Genomic DNA, 17,690 nt, shown 5'->3' with positions numbered 1-17,690 from the left:
CGACCGGGCCTTCACCAGGCCCCTGATAGGTCGTAGATGGAATTTGTCATTACGGTCGCCCGCTACGGGTTGCTCGTGCTCCTGTGGATCTTCGTGTTCACGGTGGTGGGAGTGATCCGGCGGGACCTGTTCGCGGGCTCACGGACGAGCCGGATCGTCGCCGCACCCCGGGGGGTTGGTGCGGCGACGGCTCCTGGCCGTCCTGCGAAGGTGAAGCGCGGCAAGACCGCACACCAGCTGTTCGTCACCGCCGGCTCGCTGGCGGGCACCCGGATCACGCTCGGCGAGGCGCCCATCACGATCGGCCGCGCCGAGGATTCGACGCTGGTGATCACCGATGACTACGCGTCGGCGAAGCACGCCCGCCTCGTGCCTCGCGCCGGCCAGTGGTATCTGGAGGATCTCGGCTCCACCAACGGCACCTACCTCGACAAGACCAAGGTCGGCGCCCCTACCCCCGTCCCCCTCGGCGTGCCGATTCGCATCGGCCGCACTTCTCTCGAGTTACGGCCATGACCCTCACCTTGCGCTATGCGGCCCGCAGTGACCGCGGTCTGATTCGGAGTGGCAACCAGGACTCCGTTTACGCCGGACCGCGGCTGCTCGCCGTGGCAGACGGCATGGGCGGCATGGCCGCCGGTGACGTCGCCAGCAACATTGTCATCGCCACCATGGCGCCACTCGACGAAGATGTGCCCGGCAACGCCATGATCGACACGCTTCGCGGCGCCGTCGATCTGGCCAACCAGCAGATCCGGGACGCGGTCGAGGAAAACCCCGCCATGGAAGGCATGGGCACCACCCTCACCGCCATGCTGTTCTCCGGCAGCAAGATGGGCATGGTCCACATCGGTGACTCCCGCGCGTACATCGTGCGTGACGGGGAGTTCGCCCAGGTGACCAAGGACGACACCTACGTCCAGATGCTCGTCGACGAGGGCCGGATCAGCCTGGAGGAGGCCAACAGCCATCCCCAGCGTTCCCTCTTGACGCGGGCTCTCGACGGCCGCGACGCCGACCCCGAGTATTCGGTGCGCCAGGTCAAGACGGGAGACCGCTACCTGCTCTGCAGCGACGGGCTCTCCGGCGTGGTCAGCGCCGAGACCATCGAGTCGACGCTGCGGGATTACGTCGACCCCAACCAGTGCGCCGGTCGGCTCATCGAGCTCGCGCTGCGCGGTGGCGGCCCCGACAACATCACCGTGATCGTCGCCGACGTCACCGACGAGGACATCGTCGAGGAGCGGCCGATCGTCGGGGGTGCGGCCGCACAGGACCGGGGCATGGCCACGTCCGCGGACCAGTCGATGTCCTCGGCCCGGGGTGCCGCGCTCGCCGCGCCGCGCCCGCCGGTGCCGGAGCCGGAGGAAGAGGCGCGGGCCCGCGCCGCGGCCAACGCCCGCGACGAGGCCGCCCGGCCGAAGCGCCATCCCGTGCGCACCGTGCTGCTGCTCGTCGTGCTGCTCGGCGTGCTCGGCGGCGGCCTCTGGTACGGGTGGAGCGTCACCCAGTCGCGCTACTACGTGGGTGCGACCGACGACGGCACCGTCGCGATCTTCAAGGGCGTCCCGGGCAGGATCGCGTGGATCGAGCTGTCGGAGGTCTACGAGCAGAGCACGCTCAAGCTCGACGACCTCACCCCGGCCGCGCAGAGCACCGTCAAGCAGGGCATCCAGGTCGACAGCCTGGAGCAGGCCAAGGACAAGCTGGCGGCGCTGACCGATCCCGACAACCCGTCGCGGAAGCAGGCGTGCCCGACCGGTGGCCCGACTCCGACGCCGAGCCTGAGCTCGACCGGTGCGGCAGCGCCCGGCACGACCCTCAACGGCTCCACGGCGCCGACGTCGGCCGCGGCGAGCACCGAGGCCCCACCGACGATGACGTCCGAGACCCCGACCCCGACCGCCAGTTGCTGATCTGTCGATGACGCAGACCGCGAGGCCAAGAGGAATCCTGCTGTGACCGCAACAGCCATCCCTTCCCCGTCACCCATGGACCCGGGTGACGGGGCCGGTGCGCCGCGGCCGCGCACCCGACGCAACGTCGAACTGGGACTGCTGCTGTTCGTCGCCGTCATCCTGGTCATCTACGCGGCGGTCGTCGAGGGCAACGCGATCGGCGAGGTCACCCCGGACTTCTGGATGCAGACCGCGATCCTCGCGATCATCTTCGCGGCGGCCCACATCGCGATCCGCATCCTCGCTCCGTACGCGGACCCGGTGATCCTTCCGGCGGTCGCGCTGATCAACGGCATCGGCGTCGCGTTCCTGCGACGGCTGGACCTGGCCCGCACCAAGGCGCCGCTGCGCGCCGACCTGAGTGTCTTCGGCGGCGACGGCTTCCGGCAGCTCGGGTGGACCGCCGCGGCCGTCATCGGCGCGGTCATCCTGATGCTGATCGTGCGGGACCACCGGTCGTTGTCGCGGTATGCGTACACGCTGGGACTCGCCGGCATCGTGCTGGTGCTCATCCCGGCGGTCCTGCCGGCCCGGTTCTCCTCGATCAACGGCGCCAAGCTGTGGATCAAGTTCCCCGGCTTCTCGATCCAGCCGGGCGAGTTCGCCAAGATCTGCCTGCTGGTCTTCTTCGCCTACTACCTGGTGCGCAAGCGCGAGGTGCTGTCGATGGCGAGCAAGCGGTTCCTCGGCATCGACTTCCCGCGCGGCCGCGACCTCGGCCCGGTCGTGCTCGTGTGGCTGCTGTCGCTGATGGTCCTCATCTTCGAGAAGGACCTCGGCACGTCGCTCATGTACTTCGGCATGTTCGTCGTGACGCTCTACATCGCGACGGTGCGGGTCAGCTGGCTGATCATCGGTCTCGGCTTCTTTCTCGGCGGCGCGTTCCTCGCGTACTTCCTCGGCAAGACCGTCGGCGGGCCGTTCCTCAACTTCTCCGAGCGCGCGACGACCTGGCTCGACCCGTTCGCCGATGCGGACGACAAGGGCTACCAGCTGGTCCAGTCGCTGCTCGGGCTGGGCACCGGCGGCCTGACCGGGGCCGGGCCGGGTGCCGGCCAGCCGAACAAGGTCCCCGAGGTCCGCACCGACTTCATCTTCTCCGGGCTGGGCGAGGAGATCGGGCTGTTCGGCCTGACCGCCCTGCTGGTGATCTACCTGCTCCTGGTCGAGCGGGGCCTGCGGGCCGCGATCAACGTGCGGGACTCCTTCGGCAAGCTGTTCGCCGGCGGCCTCGCGTTCACGCTGGGGTTGCAGGTGTTCGTCATTGTGGGTGGCATCAGCCAGCTCATCCCGCTGACCGGGCAGACCACGCCGTTCCTTTCGGCGGGTGGCTCGTCGCTGGTGGCCAACTGGCTGCTGATCGGTCTGCTGCTGCGCATCTCCGATGCGTCGCGGCGCCCGGCCGGCGGTGCGCCGTCGATCGGGCTCGGCGGGGTGTCCACCGGTGGTGGGGGCGGCGCGCCGGTCCAGATCCAAGAGCTTCCCACGGAGGTCGTGCGATGAACGCCCCACTGCGCCGGGTCGGTGTCGTGGCGCTGGTGCTGTTCGCGATGCTGTTCGTGAATCTGAACTACCGCCAGGTGGTCAAGGCCGACGACTACAGGACCAACTCGCACAACGGGCGGGTCCAGGCCAGCGAATACGAGCGTGCCCGCGGCAAGATCATCAACGCGCAGGGCATCGCGATCGCGGACGCCCAGGAGACCGGCGACACGCTGAAGTTCCTCCGCACGTATCCGCTCAAGGACAAGTACGCGCACGTGGTCGGCTTCAAGCCGGTCAACCTCGGCGCGACGAGCCTCGAGAAGCTCAACAACGACTTCCTGGTCGGCACCTCCGACAAGCAGGCCGCCGACCGGATCGCCGGGCTGTTCACGGGCAAGGACGTCGCCGGCGGCAACGTGCTGCTGACGCTGTCGCAGGCGACGCAGGAGACCGCGTACACCCAGCTCGGCACCAACAAGGTGAAGGCGAAGAGCGGCGCGGTCGTCGCCCTCAACCCCGAGACCGGTGCGGTGCTCGCCGAGGTGTCGCTGCCCAGCTACGACCCCAACCTGCTGAGCACGCACGACATCAACGCGGCCAGCGCCAACTACAACAAGCTGGACGCAGACCCGTCCAAGCCGATGCTCAACCGTGCGGTGCAGGAGATCTACCCGCCCGGTTCGACGTTCAAGGTCATCACGTCGGCGGCGGCGCTGTCCGCGGACTCGTCGCTGACGCCTGACTCGACCGTGCAGGGTGGCGAGTTCTACCAGCCGCCGCAGACCTCGTCGTTCCGTATCAAGAACGCCCACGAGGGCATCTGCCCCGAGCAGATCACACTGAAGCAGGCGCTGACCGTCTCGTGCAACACGGTCTTCGCCCGCATGGGCGTTGAGCGGCTCGGCGCGGAGAGGCTCAAGTCGATGGCGCAGGCGTTCGGCTTCGAGGCCCAGCCGCGCTTCATCGAGGACCAGGAAAAGAACTACTGCAACGTCGCGGCCAGCCACACCGGCCCCATGACCGCCGACAACGGCGTCGTCGACCCGCCGGCCGTGGCTCAGTCGAGCATCGGACAGCGGGAAGTGAAGATGTCTCCGCTGCAAGGCGCCATGATTGCGGCGACGGTCGCCAATGGGGGGCGCGAGATGCGGCCCTACATCGTCGACCGTCTGCAGAACGCCGACCTGTCCAACGCCGACCGGACCGACCCGAAGGAGCTGGGCCGCCCGATCAGCGGCGATGTAGCTTCTGCGCTGCAGCAGATGATGTTCAGTGTCGTCACCTCGCGTGACGGCACCGGCCGCAACGCCAACGTCGCCGGTTTGCAGGTGGGTGGTAAGACCGGAACGGCGGAGGACGGCGACGACGTGGGCGACCACGGCTGGTTCATCGGCTTCGCACTGAAGGACGGCAAGCCGATCATCTCGGTCGCGGTCTTCCTCGAGAACGCTGGCAAGGGTGGCAGCGCCGAGGCGGCTCGCATTGCCGGCCTGGTCATGAAGGCATACGCGGACGAAAAGGGCATCAAATAATGAGGTGCGCGACATGTTGAGCGCCGGCACCACGTTGGGTGGGCGCTACCGCCTGGACGAGCGCATCGCCGGCGGTGGGATGGGTGACGTGTGGCGTGGCACCGACGAGGTGCTCGGCCGCACGGTCGCGATCAAGGTGCTGCTGTCCGCACTGATGGAGGAGCCCGGCTTTGCCGAGCGCTTCCGCGGCGAGGCGCGCACGATGGCCACCATCAACCACCCCGGCGTGGTTGACATCTATGACTACGGCAGCGAAAACGGGACCGCCTTCCTGATCATGGAGTACGTGGAGGGCGACGCGCTCTCCCGCACCCTGTCCCGGGTCGGCCGGCTCACCCCGGCACGGGCCATGGCGCTGGTCGCCCAGGCCGCCGACGCGCTGCATGCCGCGCACGAGAAGGGCATCGTCCACCGTGACGTGAAGCCCGGCAACCTGCTCGTGCGGCCCAACGGCACGCTGGTGCTCACCGACTTCGGCATCGCCCGGTCGGCTGCCATCGCGCAGCTCACCGCCGCCGGCTCGGTGCTCGGCACCGCCTCCTACATCTCGCCCGAGCAGGCCTCCGGCGCGCAGGCGACCCCGCTGTCCGACGTCTACGCCCTCGGCGTGGTCGCCTACCAGTGCCTGTCCGGCCAGCGTCCGTTCGAGGGCGACAACCCGCTGCAGATCGCGATGCGGCACGTCCGTGACATGCCGCCGCCGCTGCCCGCCGACATCCCGCAGCCGATCGTGCAGCTCGTCGAGCGCGCGATGGCCAAGGACCCGGCGGCCCGCTGGCCTAGTGCCGCCGCGCTCGCGCAGGCGGCGCGGAGGGTCTCCGGTGGCGGTGGCACCTCGGCCAGCCCCGGCATCCCGATGGCGGCGCCGCTCGGCCCGCCCGGGTCACCGGTCGGCCCGCCCGGCTCGCCCGTCGCGTACACCCCGGTCTCCGGCCCGCCGATCTCCGGTGGACCGATGTCGGGGGTGCTGGGCTCGCCGATCTCCGGTGGCGCACCCATGTCTCCGGCCGCGGGCGTCGGCGGCACGCGGATCATGCCCGGCGGAGCGGTCCCGCCGCCTCCGGGCGTCGCCACAGGTGGGCACGCGGCTCGCGGTGCGGCAGGGGTACCCCCGCCGCCGAGCAACGAGACGGCCTACTTCGCCGGCGAGACCGGTGGCTACCAGGCGCCGGGTGGCTACCAGCCGTCGTCCAACAACGGCAAGGGTGGCAACCGCGGCGTGCTGGTCGGTGTCGGTGCGGCGGCCGCGGTGCTGGTGCTGCTGCTCGGCGTCGGCGGCATCTGGTATGCCATGAGCGGCAGCGACGAAAAGAAGGACCCCGGCGCTGGCGGCCCGACCGTGGCGGTGACGTCGCAGTCCGCGGCGCCCTCGCCGAAGGGCACCGGCAAGCCCGTCAAGGTGTCCTGCGAGTGGGGCGGCGCGCCGAAGCTCCGCGCCCAGGTCGTGTCGCAGTTCAAGCGGCAGGGGCTCAACGTCAAGCAGGTCGCACGGGACGACAAGAAGGGCATCCCGGGCATCGTCCTGGAGGTCCAGCCGTGCGGCGACGTGCCCGCGGGCAGCGACGTGACGCTGTTCTACCAGGCCGGCGCCGGTCAGCCGACCGCGGAGCCGACGGACGAAGCCGGCCCGGGTGAGTCCCCGTCCACCGGCAACTCGTCGCAGCCCGCGGCCGGCGCCAAGCCGTCGTGCACACCCCCGGCGCAGATCGTCGGAAACCAGTGCGTCAAGGTGGGCTAGATCGGAATGGGTTCTCGTCGCAAGACGTGGCAAGGTAAGAGTCGATGACCGAAGGACGACACGACATGACCGCCCAGCCTCGCCTCCTCGGCGGCCGATACCAGGTCGGGGAGCTGCTTGGCTATGGCGGCATGGCCGAGGTCCATCGGGGCCGTGACCTGCGCCTGGGCCGCGATGTGGCGATCAAGACCCTGCGCAACGACCTGGCCCGCGACGCGACCTTCCAGCTGAGGTTCCGCCGGGAGGCACAGAACGCCGCCTCGCTCAACCACCCCGCGATCGTCGCCGTGTATGACACCGGCGACGAGCGGGGCCCGGCGGGTGAGGAACTCCCGTACATCGTCATGGAGTTCGTCAACGGCCGCACCCTCAAAGAGGTGCTCGCGGCCGAGGGCCGGCTCATGCCGCGCAGGGCGCTGGAGATCACCGCCGACATCTGCGCGGCGCTGGAGTTCAGCCACCGGCACGGCATCATCCACCGGGACATCAAGCCCGGCAACGTGATGCTCACCCAGACCGGCCAGGTCAAGGTGATGGACTTCGGCATCGCGCGGGCTCTGGCCAGCGGCGCCACCACGATGACGCAGACCTCCGCGGTCATCGGCACCGCCCAGTATCTGTCGCCGGAGCAGGCCCGCGGCGAGCCCGTCGACGCCCGCAGTGACGTCTATGCGTCCGGCTGCGTGCTCTTCGAGCTGCTGTGCGGCCATCCGCCGTTCGTCGGTGACAACCCGGTGTCGGTGGCCTATCAGCATGTCCGGGAAGACCCGCGGCCGCCGAGCAGCAGCAACCGCGACGTGACCCCCGAGATCGACGCGGTCGTGCTCAAGGCCTTGGCCAAGAATCCGCTCAACCGCTACCAGAGCGCCGGCGAGATGCGTGCCGACGTCATGCGCGCGGCCGCCGGCCGGCCGGTCTCGGCGCCGCCGGTCATGACCGAGGACGAGATGGCGAACGTGATGGCGGCACAGACCGCCTACCGGCCGCCGCCGGCCTCGCGCCAGCCCGCCCGCGCCGCGCAGCGGCAGAAGCGCAAGAACTCCACCGGCATCGCCGTCGCGCTCACGGCGCTGAGCCTGCTCGCGATCGCGGCGCTGTCGATCGGGCTCTACCTGGCCAACCAGGCGCCGACGGTCCCGGTGCCCGACCTGGTCGGGAAGACCCAGACCGAGGCGGGTGCGACGCTGCGCCAGCTGAAGCTGGAGGGCGACCCGCGCACCGGCTCGAGCGACAACTGCAAGGCCGGCACGGTCATCTCGCAGCACCCGGCGAAGGGCCAGGAGGTCAAGGAGGGCACGCAGGTCGACTACGACATCTGCGGCGAGCCCGCCCTGGTGACCATCCCGACGCTGGTCCGCTCGCAGGCGGAGGTGGCCAAGCAGCAGCTGACCAACCTCAACCTGAAGGTCGTCGTGGTGCCGAAGGACGGCCCGCAGCCGAAGGACGAGGTCATCGAGTCCGACCCGCCGGCCGGCCAGCAGGTGAAGCCGAACTCGTCGGTCACGCTGTACGTCTCGAAGTTCAACCAGGCGATCATGCCCGACGTGGCGAACAAGACCCTCGCGCAGGCCCAGGCGGCCCTTGAGGCGGCCGGCTTCACGTCCACGCCGAAGACCACGGAGACGCAGATCACCGACCCGTCCAAGGACGGTCTGATCATCAGTGCGGACCGGCCGACGGGCAAGGCGTTGATGAAGACGGACGTGATCACGTTGCGGGTCGGGGTGCTGGCGGGGACCAACCCGTCGAACTCGCCGAAGCCGAGCGTTACCGCCTCACCCAATAATTAGTCCCGGTTTGGGTTGATTCTCGGCCAATCACCGAGCGTGCCCTGTGGATAACACGGCAGTTATCCACAGGGTTATGCACAGGGGACTTGCCGGACCGGGGTCGTCTGCTTCTCGCTGTCGCCCTTTGGCTTCGGTCGCGAGAGATGGCACCAGACGGTCGCGGTCTTGGGCACCATGAGGGACTTGGGATCACCCAGGCGTGCGGTCCTCACTGACGACTGCCTGGTGCCGCCGCTGGCGACCACAGCAACGCCTTCGGTTCCGCGCAGCCTGCGGCGGCGCGACGGGTAGCGCGGTCACCGTCCGTGCCGTAGTTGCGGTGATGCCAAGCCGGGTCCGCGCTCACATGATCCAGCGCCGTCGAGCGCATCATTCGGTGCTACAACACCGTCGCTGGCTTCGCGAACGCCGGCAATCGCCCAGATCGCAGCGCCTGCTTGCCTGCGCGAAGATCCATTCATCCCCGCGCATGATCGATGGACCGGGATGGTCGTCCGGACGGCCACGGTCGTCCTTCGATCATGAGCCGGGGTTGCAGATCGCCGTCCGGGGCGTGGTGCTACGAGAGCGGCGTCAGGCGAACGCGGCGACGCGGCGAGCCTCTACCTCGGCGACGAGCTCCGGAGCGCGGTCGAGGGCCGCGGGCAGGCCGCAGACCGCCAGCCAGTTTGCCAGCATCAGGTGGCCGCCCTGGGTCAGCACCGATTCGGGGTGGAACTGCACGCCCTCGATCGGCAGGTCGCGGTGGCGCATTGCCATGATCACGCCGGACTCGGTGCGGCCCGTCACCTCGATCTCCGGTGGCAGCGTCGACTCGACCACTGCGAGCGAGTGGTAGCGGGTCGCGATGAACGGGTCCGGCAGGCCGCTCAGGACGCCCTGGCCGTCGTGGCTGACGAGGGAGGTCTTCCCGTGCAGCAACTCCGGTGCGCGGGTCACCGTGGCGCCGAAGGCCGCACCGAACGCCTGATGGCCCAGGCATACGCCGAAGATCGGGATCTGGCCCGCGTACCGCTCGATGACGGCCATGCAGATCCCGGCGCGTTCCGGTGTGCCCGGGCCGGGGGAGAGCAGGATGCCGGCGGGCTTCGTCGCGCCGACCTCGTCGACGGTGAGCTCGTCGTTGCGGAGCACGTCGCAGTCGACGCCGAGCTGGCCCAGGTACTGGACCAGGTTGAACACGAAGGAGTCGTAGTTGTCGATGACAAGGACGCGCAATCGGCTCACCTAGCTCGGTAGGACCTGGGGGGCGGAGGGTGTCTTGGTGGGCAGTTTGGACGGCAGCTTGGACGGGCCGGTTGACGACGGTGCGGTCGACGGCGGCTCCATCTGGCCGCCGGCCGGGTCGGTGGTCTCCACCTGCACGTCGTCGAACGGCAGGGCCGGCTCGACGGCGGGGAAGACCTGATACCACAGCAGTGCGCCGACCGCGCCGATGAGAACCAGCGAGACCAGCGCCTTGAGCTGCCACTGCTTGAACGGGATGTGCCGCCAGATCCATGCGTACACGCGGCTATCCCTTCAGCTCGACGGGGTCACCCTCGGCGACCGGCTGCGTCCGCTTCAACTCTGCGTGCACGACCAGACGCTGGTAGTTGTTGAACTTCGGGTTGCACGTGGTCATGGTCAGCAGTGCCTGCGTGGGTGCCACACCCGGTTTGTTCGGCACCGGCGCGACGACCTGCACCGCCGTCGGCAGCACGATCTCATGGCCGGTCACGCGGTAGATGTACCAGGAGTCGGCGGTCTTGATGACCACCGGATCGTTGGGCTTGAGCTGGTCGAGGTCCCACCAGATCGCCGGTGTCCGGTGCGCCGCCATCGAGAAGTTGCCGATCTGCCCCGGCAGCGCGGTGTCGGGATAGTGGCCCGGTGCGTAGCGGATGTCCGCAGGGGTCACGCCCTGCACGACGGCCCACTTCTTCTTCAGGCGCGGGATGTGAACGGACGCGATCACCGCGCCGTTGGCGGGCTTCGCGACGGGGCTGGGCGGGCCGGACGGCGACACCGTGGGGTCGGAGCCGGGCTGCGCCCACTGCTGCTCCAGCTGACGGTTGAGCTCGTCCTGGTGCGCCTCGACGATCGCCGACTTGCCCCAGACCTCATAGCCGGCGAAGAGGAGCACGATGAGCCCGAACGTGATGAGCAGCTCGCCGGTGCCCCGGCTCACCGCACGCACGACCGTGCCGAATGTGGTCCTCGTGTATTCGGAGTACACGCTGCGATAACCCTCCTGGGTGCGGACCGGCCGCAACGGGACGACCTTGACACCCTTTGGGGTGTCAGGCTCCTGAGTCGCTTCCGGTTCATCCTGAAGGGTGGCAATTGGGGGTGTTTCCGGCCGAATTTCGGGCATTGCCGGGATTTTCGGCAGCACCGTGGTGGCGTCGGCCTGCTCCGTGAAGCGCGGGATGTAGGCCGTGGTGTCCGCAGGGGCCGCAGGGGGCGCAGAGGCGGCAGGGGCGCTGCTGGTCTCCGCAGGGGCGGAATGTGCCTCAGCGGGGGCTTCGGCGGGGGCGGCGCCGGTCTCCGGGGACGGGGACAGGGGCGGGGGTGGCTGGTCGTCGCGGAAGCGGGGAATCACCCGGGTCGCTATGTCGTCCTGGTCCAGCGCGCGGTGACGGGGGCGGTGTGAGTCGCTGCTCATACCGCCGCCTCAGGCGTCGGCCCGAGCCGATCTGCGCCCATGATTCGCGGCTCCTCGCTCCGCTGTGGCCCGCTCATGGTCAGGAACCGGTCGTCGCTGACCGCAGCGCGGTGGAGCCGTCATAGGCCTTCGCCTGCACGTCTGCCTCCATCCGCACCTGGTAGCCCAGGCCGAAATTGTCCGCGGCGTCCCTGAACAGGGCAACTCCCTCCGTCTCGTCGAGCGAGCGCTGGAGGCGCGCCTGGTCGCCGATCGCGGCGATCTCGAACGGGGGTGAATACACCTGACCATCGAGCAACAGCGTGTTGCCAACGCAGCGTACCGCGCTGGTGGAGATCACCCGGACGCCCATGAGGGTCATCGCCTCGGCGCCGCCGGCCCACAGGGCGTTGACCACCGCCTGCACGTCCTGCTGGTGGACGACCAGGTCGTCGGGGCGGGCGCCGGCGGGACGGCTGCCGTCGGGCCGCCTGGGTGCGTCGTTGAGCACGACGACGACGCCTGGGCCGTGCACGGCGGTCAGGCCCGCGGCGGCCAGCTGGCTCTCGCCGCGGCGGCGCTGCTCGTCGACCGCGGTGTCCGCGCCGGCCTGCCCCTGCTGCTGCGCCTCGATCTCGCCGCGCAGCCGGGCGGCCCTGGCGCGGGACGTGGCAATTTCCTGTTTTCTTTCAGCGATCAGATTCGTCAGCTCGGGCCGGCGGTCGTCGCGCAGGTCGGTGCCGTGCGCCGTGGCGGCGGTCAGCGAGAAGAGCAGCCCGGCCGCGCCGAACACCACCGGTGTCGCCGCTGACCAGCCCAAACGCCGGTCCTTGCGGCGGCGTGGCAGCATAGCGCGACCGAGCCTGCGCAGGGCGCGAGGCCATGAGGATTCGCCTGATGTGTACTCCACCACGACCCCTCCCCGCAGACGCGTGCCGACTTGACTACGCTAGACGTAGAACATTATTCAGGCCGACGCTGGCGGAGGTGGCGGCGTCACGTGGATAGTGTTGGCCAGACGACCCCTCCAGGAGAGCGCCGTGCCGAAGTCGACAGTTCGTAAGAAGAAGGTGTACACGCCGCCGGCGGAGTTGCGCCCACAGGAGACGGTGGCCGCCAAGCGCCGTCCGAGTCCGGTCTGGGTGCCGATCCTCGCGGTGAGCTTCATCGTGATCGGCATCGGGTGGTTGGTCGCCTACTACCTGACGCAGGGCTTCTTCGACGTGGATGCGTTCTCCGCCGTTGCCAAGCTGCAGTATTGGAACCTGGCCATCGGGTTCGGGTTCCTCGTGGCGTCGCTTGGTGTGCTTTCCAAGTGGCGTTGATCTAGCTAGCTCCACAGCCTGGGCCCCTTCGGCGCACCAACGTGTCGAGGGGGCTTCTTGGCGCTCTCAGCCGACTGCCGGTGCCGCGAATCCGTCACAACTTGCCGCGTCAGCTGCAAGTGTTGCGCATGGATGTCCTAGCGTTTGCTGCGACAAACTTCACGTTACTCATGGGTAACCGGGGGGACTAAGGTCTCCTGAAGGACCAGCGGCGTTGGAGGCATCGGCATGGGCCCAGTGCAGATCATCGCGACCAGTGTCGCGGCGGCGATCACCGTCGTCGCCACCGTGCTTGTCGTGCGCACCGTGCGCCGGATGATCTCCGTGGTGCGGCTCGGCCAACCCGACCCGTCCCGTGGCGACTCCCGCGGCCTGCGGCTCAAGACCATGCTCGCCGAGACCCTCGGCCACACCAGGATGCTGCGCTGGACCGTCGTCGGCGCCGCGCACTGGTTCGTCATGATCGCGTTCCTGGCGCTCTCGTCGCTGGTCCTCGAGGCGTACTTCGAGGTCGCCGTGCCGGATCACGGCCTGCCGCTGATCGGCGCCTGGAACGTCTACGGCCTGGTCACCGAGTGGATCGGCGTGCTCGGGTTCATCGGCATCCTGGTCCTGATCGGCATCCGGCTGCGCAACCTGCCCAGCAACCCGAACCGGCGCTCCCGATTCGCCGGGTCGACGATGTGGCAGGCGTACTACGTCGAGTACACGATCCTCGCGGTCCTGCTCTGCGGCTTCTTCATCCGCGGCTTCAAAGCCGCCAACGACACGCTCGAATGGCCCGTGTGGGCCGCGCCGGTCAGCCACGCGCTCGGCGCCGTGCTGCCCGCCAGCGCCGCCGCGGTCAGTCTCATCGCCATGGCGAAGATCATCGTCTCGATGGCCTGGGTCATCGTGATCGCCAGCAATATCACGATGGGCGTCGCCTGGCACCGCTTCCTCGCGTTCTTCAACATCTATTTCAAGCGCAACCCGGGCCGCGCCGGCTCCGGCCTCGGCGGCCTGCGCCCGATGATGAGCAACGGCAAGCCGCTCGACTTCGAGGAGGCCGACCCGGAGAAGGACCAGTTCGGCGTCGCGCAGGTCGAGCAGTTCACGTGGAAGGGCATGCTCGACTTCTCCACCTGCACCGAGTGCGGGCGGTGCCAGTCGCAGTGCCCGGCCTGGAACACCGGCAAGCCGCTCTCGCCGAAGCTGATGATCCTCAGCCTGCGCGACCACGCCTACGCCAAGGCGCCCTACCTGCTGGCCGGCGGCTCGTCGGCCAGCGAGGAGGCGCTGGCCAAGGTCGACGTCCTCGCGCTCGCGGAGAAGGACCGGCCGCTCATCGGCGGCGTCGACGAGCACGGCGTCATCGACCCCGACGTGCTGTGGTCGTGCACCACCTGCGGCGCCTGCGTCGAGCAGTGCCCGGTCGACATCGAGCACGTCGACCACATCGTGGACATGCGCCGGTACCAGGTGCTCATCGAGTCGAACTTCCCGACCGAGGCCGGGGTCATGCTCCGCAACCTGGAGAACAAGGGCAACCCGTGGGGCGCGGCCCAGTCGACCCGCGAGGACTGGACCAAGGGCCTGGACTTCACGGTGCCCAACGTGGCCGACGGCGGCGACTTCGAGTACCTGTTCTGGGTCGGCTGCGCCGGCGCCTTCGAGGACCGCGCGAAGAAGACGACCCGCGCCGTCGCCACCCTGCTCAACGAGGCCGGCGTGTCGTTCGCGATCCTCGGCCAGGGCGAGACCTGCACCGGTGACCCGGCCCGCCGCATCGGCAACGAGTTCGTCTTCCAGATGCTGGCGCAGCAGAACGTCGAGACGCTCAACGAGGCCGGCGTCAAGAAGATCGTCGCGACCTGCCCGCACTGCTTCAACACGCTCGCCAACGAATACGGCCAGCTCGGCGGGCACTTCGAGGTTATCCACCACACGCAGTTGCTCGCGCAGCTGGTCTCCTCGGGCAAGCTGACCCCGGTGCAGCCCCTGGAAGGCTCCATCACCTACCACGACCCCTGCTACCTGGGCCGGCACAACCGCGTCTTCGCGCCGCCGCGCGAGGTGCTCGGGGCGGTCGCCTCGACCGCGCCGTCCGAGGACGCCGGGCTGGTGGAGATGGACCGCTTCGCGGAGCGCTCGTTCTGCTGCGGCGCCGGCGGCGCGCGCATGTGGATGGAGGAGCGCATCGGCAAGCGCATCAACGTCGAGCGGGTCGAGGAGGCGCTGTCCACCGGTGCCAAGACCGTCGCCGTGTCGTGCCCGTTCTGCCTGACGATGCTCGGCGACGGCGTCACCGGCAAGAAGGCCGCCGGTGCGGCGCCGGACGACGTCGAGGTCGTGGACGTGGCGTCGGTGCTGCTGCGGTCACTCTCCTCGTGACTTTCTTTGACAAAACGGACTTATTACTCTAGCTTCGGAGGCGTCGGAGTCAGCGCTGCCCGATGACGTTCATCGCCATCGCCAGCGCTACCAGTACCGCCGCGGCCGTCGCAATCACACGGAAGCCTCGGAGGCTCTCCGACCACGCGGCCTTTCGCGCGCCCGGGACGAGAGCCTTCGTGCGGGTGTAGTCCAGCCTGGCCCGCTTGGCCTGGGTGTTCGCGCTGCCGGCGGCGAACCCGGCTATGACTGCTATGCAGACACCGATCAGTGCCGCTCCCATTCCGCCCTCCCTGTGTCGTTTCCACAGCATCCGCGCTGGTCGGGGAGGCGAGAAGTCCCCGAAAGAGGGAGGGTGATCTACGCCTCTCGATGCCGGACCGGCCGCCGTCGGCGGAGCGTGGGTTCACGTGGAACAATCGGCTGTCACCTGGAAGGGATCGTCGCGCGCGCGTGTTCACCACACTGTTGCCCCTGCTGGCCTTCGCGCTGCTCACCGCGGCGAATGCGGGCTTCGTCGCGGCCGAATTCGCCCTGGTCACGGTCGACCGGGCCGAAATCGAGCAGCAGGCCAGCGCCGGCGACCGCAAGGCGCGGACCGTCCGGATCGCGCTGCGTGAGCTGTCATTCCAGCTGTCCGGCGCCCAGCTCGGCATCACCATCACCGCGCTGCTCGCGGGATATCTCGCCGAGCCGGCCCTGGCGCACATCTTCGAGCCGCTGCTCAAGCCGGTGTTCGGCACGATGACCAAGGGCGCGGCCCACGTCGCCGCGCTGATCCTGGCCACGCTGCTGTCGATGCTGTTCGGCGAGCTGGTCCCGAAGAACGCCGCGCTCGCCAAGCCGATGCCGGTCGCCCGCGCGACCGCCGGCCCGCAGCGCATGTTCTCCAAGCTGTTCTCGTGGCTGATCCGCCTGCTCAACGACTCCGCCAACTGGGTCGTGCGCCGGTTCGGCGTCGAGCCGCAGGAGGAGCTGGCCAGCGCCCGCTCACCCGAGGAGCTCGGCCTGCTCGCCGCGATCTCGGCGCGGGCCGGGGCGCTGCCGCGCGAGACCGCGGTGCTGCTGCAGCGCACCATCCGCTTCGGCGACAAGCGGGCCGCCGAGGCGATGACCCCGCGGGTCGACGTCATCTCGCTGCGCGCCGACGCCACGGTCGCGGACCTGCTGGCCACGTCGGTGCAGACGGGGTACAGCCGCTTCCCGGTCTACGTGCAGACGCTGGACCAGGTCACCGGCGTGGTCACGGTCACCGACGCGCTCGGGGTGCCACCGGTGCGCCGGCCCACCACGAAGGTCGGCGCCGTCGCCCGGGAGCCCGTGTTCGTGCCGGAGAGCCTCGACCTCGACGGCGTGCTCAAGGCACTGCGCCGCAGCGGCTCCGACTTCGCGATCGTCGTGGACGAGTACGGCGGCACCGACGGCGTCGTCACCGTCGAGGACCTGGTCGAGGAGCTGGTCGGCGAGATCGTCGACGAGCACGACATCGAGGAGGAGCCGACCACCGCGCACGGCATGCCCGACCTGACCGCCCCCGGCGACGAGCTCACGATGCTCGTCGACGGCGTGCTGCGGGAGGACGAGCTGGCCGAGGTGACCGGCTTCCGGATGCCCGAAGGCCCCTACGAGACGCTTGCCGGCTTCCTGATGGCCCGCCTGGGCCGCATCCCCGCCGTCGGGGAGATCTGGAAGGAGGACGGCTGGGAGTTCACCGTGGTCGAGGTCGAGAAGCGCCGCATCGAGCAGGTCCGCGTCGTGCGACCGGAGCCCTACGATGAATGAGCTGCTGATCACCGTCGCGCTGCTGCTGGGCAACGGCTTCTTCGTCGCGAGCGAGTTCGCGCTTATCGCGTCGCGGCGCACCGTGATCGAGCCGATGGCCGCCACGTCCCGCCGCGCCCGCACCGCGCTGCGGGCCATGAACGAGATCCCCCTGATGATCGCGGGCGCCCAGCTCGGCGTCACGATCTGCTCCCTCGGCCTGGGCGCGCTGGCCGAGCCGGCCCTGGCGCACGGGCTCGAGGGCCCGTTCGAGGCCCTGCACGTCCCTGAGCAGCTGATCCATCCGGTGGCCTTCATCCTGGCGCTCGGCGTGGTCGTGTTCGCGCACACCGTGGTCGGCGAGATGGTCCCGAAGAACCTGACCCTCGCCTCGCCGGAGCGGGCGGTGCTGTGGCTGGGCCCGCCGATGCTGGCGTTCTGCATGGCGCTGAAGCCGGTCCTGGTCGCCATGAAGTGGGCGTCCCGCACGATCCTGTCGCTGTGGCGGATCGAGACGACCGGCTCGGTCAAGACCGTCTTCACCGCCGAGGAGCTCGCCGGGCTCGCCGCCCAGGCCACCACGGAGGGGCTGCTCGCGCCCGAGGAGCACGCCCGCATCACCGGCGCCCTCGCGCTGAGCCAGCGCACCGCCCGGGACGCGCTGCGCCTCTGGTCGGAGATCACCACGGTGGCCGAAGACGTCTCCCCGGCGTCGCTGGAGGTCCTCGCGACCCGCACCAACCGGTCCCGGTTCCCGGTCGTGGAGCGGGCGTCCCGGCGCGTGCTGGGCTTCGTGCACGTCAAGGACGTCATCGGGTTCGTCGGCCCGCAGCGGCGCGCCCCGATCCCGCTGGACCTGATCCGCCCGCTCGGGATCGTGCCGCCGACGCGGACCCTCGCCGAGCTGCTGCTCGCGATGCGCCGCGAGCGGCAGCACATCGTGCTCGTCAGCGACGGCCGCGTGCCGATCGGCGTGGTCACCCTGGACGACGTCCTCACGGCCGTCGTCGGCCAGGCCTTTTCCGACGACGATCGCGCGGCGCCGGCGTCCCTCTAACGGGTTGCGGCGCCCCGTTTCGCCGACTTCCGCGGTGCGCTGCTC

General features: G+C 69.5%; 15 protein-coding genes. 10 read left to right on the top strand and 5 right to left on the bottom strand.

The features are described from left to right. Window positions 1-36 precede the first annotated feature (36 nt). From OHA72_RS07885 to pknB, 6 genes are all read left to right on the top strand, one after another. Complete coding sequence (locus OHA72_RS07885) at window positions 37-516, top strand: FHA domain-containing protein FhaB/FipA (RefSeq protein WP_327007183.1); 480 nt, start codon at window positions 37-39, stop codon at window positions 514-516. Then, the gene (locus OHA72_RS07880; protein WP_327007182.1) at window positions 513-1,916 is read left to right on the top strand and encodes a BofC C-terminal domain-containing protein; all 1,404 of its coding nucleotides are present in this window, start codon (window positions 513-515) and stop codon (window positions 1,914-1,916) included. The genes OHA72_RS07885 and OHA72_RS07880 overlap by 4 nt, the downstream gene beginning before the upstream one ends. Before the next feature lie 42 nt (window positions 1,917-1,958). Beyond that, on the top strand, window positions 1,959-3,461 hold the full coding sequence (locus OHA72_RS07875) for an FtsW/RodA/SpoVE family cell cycle protein (RefSeq protein WP_442788533.1): 1,503 nt from the start codon (window positions 1,959-1,961) through the stop codon (window positions 3,459-3,461). After that, complete coding sequence (locus OHA72_RS07870) at window positions 3,458-4,975, top strand: peptidoglycan D,D-transpeptidase FtsI family protein (RefSeq protein ID WP_327007181.1); 1,518 nt, start codon at window positions 3,458-3,460, stop codon at window positions 4,973-4,975. The genes OHA72_RS07875 and OHA72_RS07870 overlap by 4 nt, the downstream gene beginning before the upstream one ends. 13 nt (window positions 4,976-4,988) lie before the next feature. Continuing rightward, window positions 4,989-6,713: a serine/threonine-protein kinase gene (locus OHA72_RS07865; RefSeq protein ID WP_327007180.1), complete on the top strand. Its 1,725-nt coding sequence runs from the start codon at window positions 4,989-4,991 to the stop codon at window positions 6,711-6,713. A gap of 65 nt (window positions 6,714-6,778) precedes the next feature. Continuing rightward, window positions 6,779-8,503 (top strand): Stk1 family PASTA domain-containing Ser/Thr kinase, encoded by a 1,725-nt coding sequence (gene pknB / locus OHA72_RS07860; RefSeq protein ID WP_327011496.1) that lies wholly within the window; start codon window positions 6,779-6,781, stop codon window positions 8,501-8,503. Between the two features lie 573 nt (window positions 8,504-9,076). Here pknB and OHA72_RS07855 read toward each other — a convergent pair. From OHA72_RS07855 to OHA72_RS07840, 4 genes are all read right to left on the bottom strand, one after another. Beyond that, window positions 9,077-9,721, bottom strand: a complete 645-nt coding sequence (locus OHA72_RS07855) for an aminodeoxychorismate/anthranilate synthase component II (RefSeq protein WP_327007179.1) — start codon at window positions 9,719-9,721, stop codon at window positions 9,077-9,079. Between the two features lie 9 nt (window positions 9,722-9,730). After that, on the bottom strand, window positions 9,731-10,012 hold the full coding sequence (locus tag OHA72_RS07850; protein ID WP_327007178.1) for a hypothetical protein: 282 nt from the start codon (window positions 10,010-10,012) through the stop codon (window positions 9,731-9,733). Window positions 10,013-10,016: 4 nt separating this feature from the next. Further along, complete coding sequence (locus tag OHA72_RS07845) at window positions 10,017-11,150, bottom strand: class E sortase (protein WP_327007177.1); 1,134 nt, start codon at window positions 11,148-11,150, stop codon at window positions 10,017-10,019. A 79-nt stretch (window positions 11,151-11,229) separates the two neighbouring features. Further along, entirely contained in the window at window positions 11,230-12,039 is an 810-nt protein-coding gene (locus tag OHA72_RS07840; RefSeq protein WP_327007176.1) for a DUF881 domain-containing protein, read from the bottom strand. 130 nt (window positions 12,040-12,169) lie between these two features. Between OHA72_RS07840 and OHA72_RS07835 the strand changes: the two genes are divergently transcribed. Then, window positions 12,170-12,454 (top strand): cell division protein CrgA, encoded by a 285-nt coding sequence (locus OHA72_RS07835; protein WP_203849388.1) that lies wholly within the window; start codon window positions 12,170-12,172, stop codon window positions 12,452-12,454. A gap of 228 nt (window positions 12,455-12,682) precedes the next feature. Next, on the top strand, window positions 12,683-14,827 hold the full coding sequence (locus OHA72_RS07830) for a (Fe-S)-binding protein (RefSeq protein ID WP_327007175.1): 2,145 nt from the start codon (window positions 12,683-12,685) through the stop codon (window positions 14,825-14,827). 49 nt (window positions 14,828-14,876) lie between these two features. On the opposite strand, the gene OHA72_RS07825 is transcribed toward OHA72_RS07830, so the two are convergent. After that, entirely contained in the window at window positions 14,877-15,110 is a 234-nt protein-coding gene (locus OHA72_RS07825; RefSeq protein ID WP_327007174.1) for a hypothetical protein, read from the bottom strand. A 170-nt stretch (window positions 15,111-15,280) separates the two neighbouring features. Here OHA72_RS07825 and OHA72_RS07820 point away from each other — a divergent pair, with 170 nt between their 5' ends. Next, window positions 15,281-16,609: a hemolysin family protein gene (locus OHA72_RS07820; RefSeq protein ID WP_327007173.1), complete on the top strand. Its 1,329-nt coding sequence runs from the start codon at window positions 15,281-15,283 to the stop codon at window positions 16,607-16,609. Continuing rightward, window positions 16,602-17,645, top strand: a complete 1,044-nt coding sequence (locus tag OHA72_RS07815; protein ID WP_327007172.1) for a hemolysin family protein — start codon at window positions 16,602-16,604, stop codon at window positions 17,643-17,645. Before OHA72_RS07820 ends, OHA72_RS07815 begins: the two co-directional genes overlap by 8 nt. The last annotated feature ends 45 nt before the right edge of the window (window positions 17,646-17,690 follow it).

The sequence above is a fragment of the Dactylosporangium sp. NBC_01737 genome, assembly GCF_035963215.1.
Lineage (GTDB): Bacteria > Actinomycetota > Actinomycetes > Mycobacteriales > Micromonosporaceae > Dactylosporangium.
This window is presented reverse-complemented; position numbering and strand designations above follow the sequence as displayed.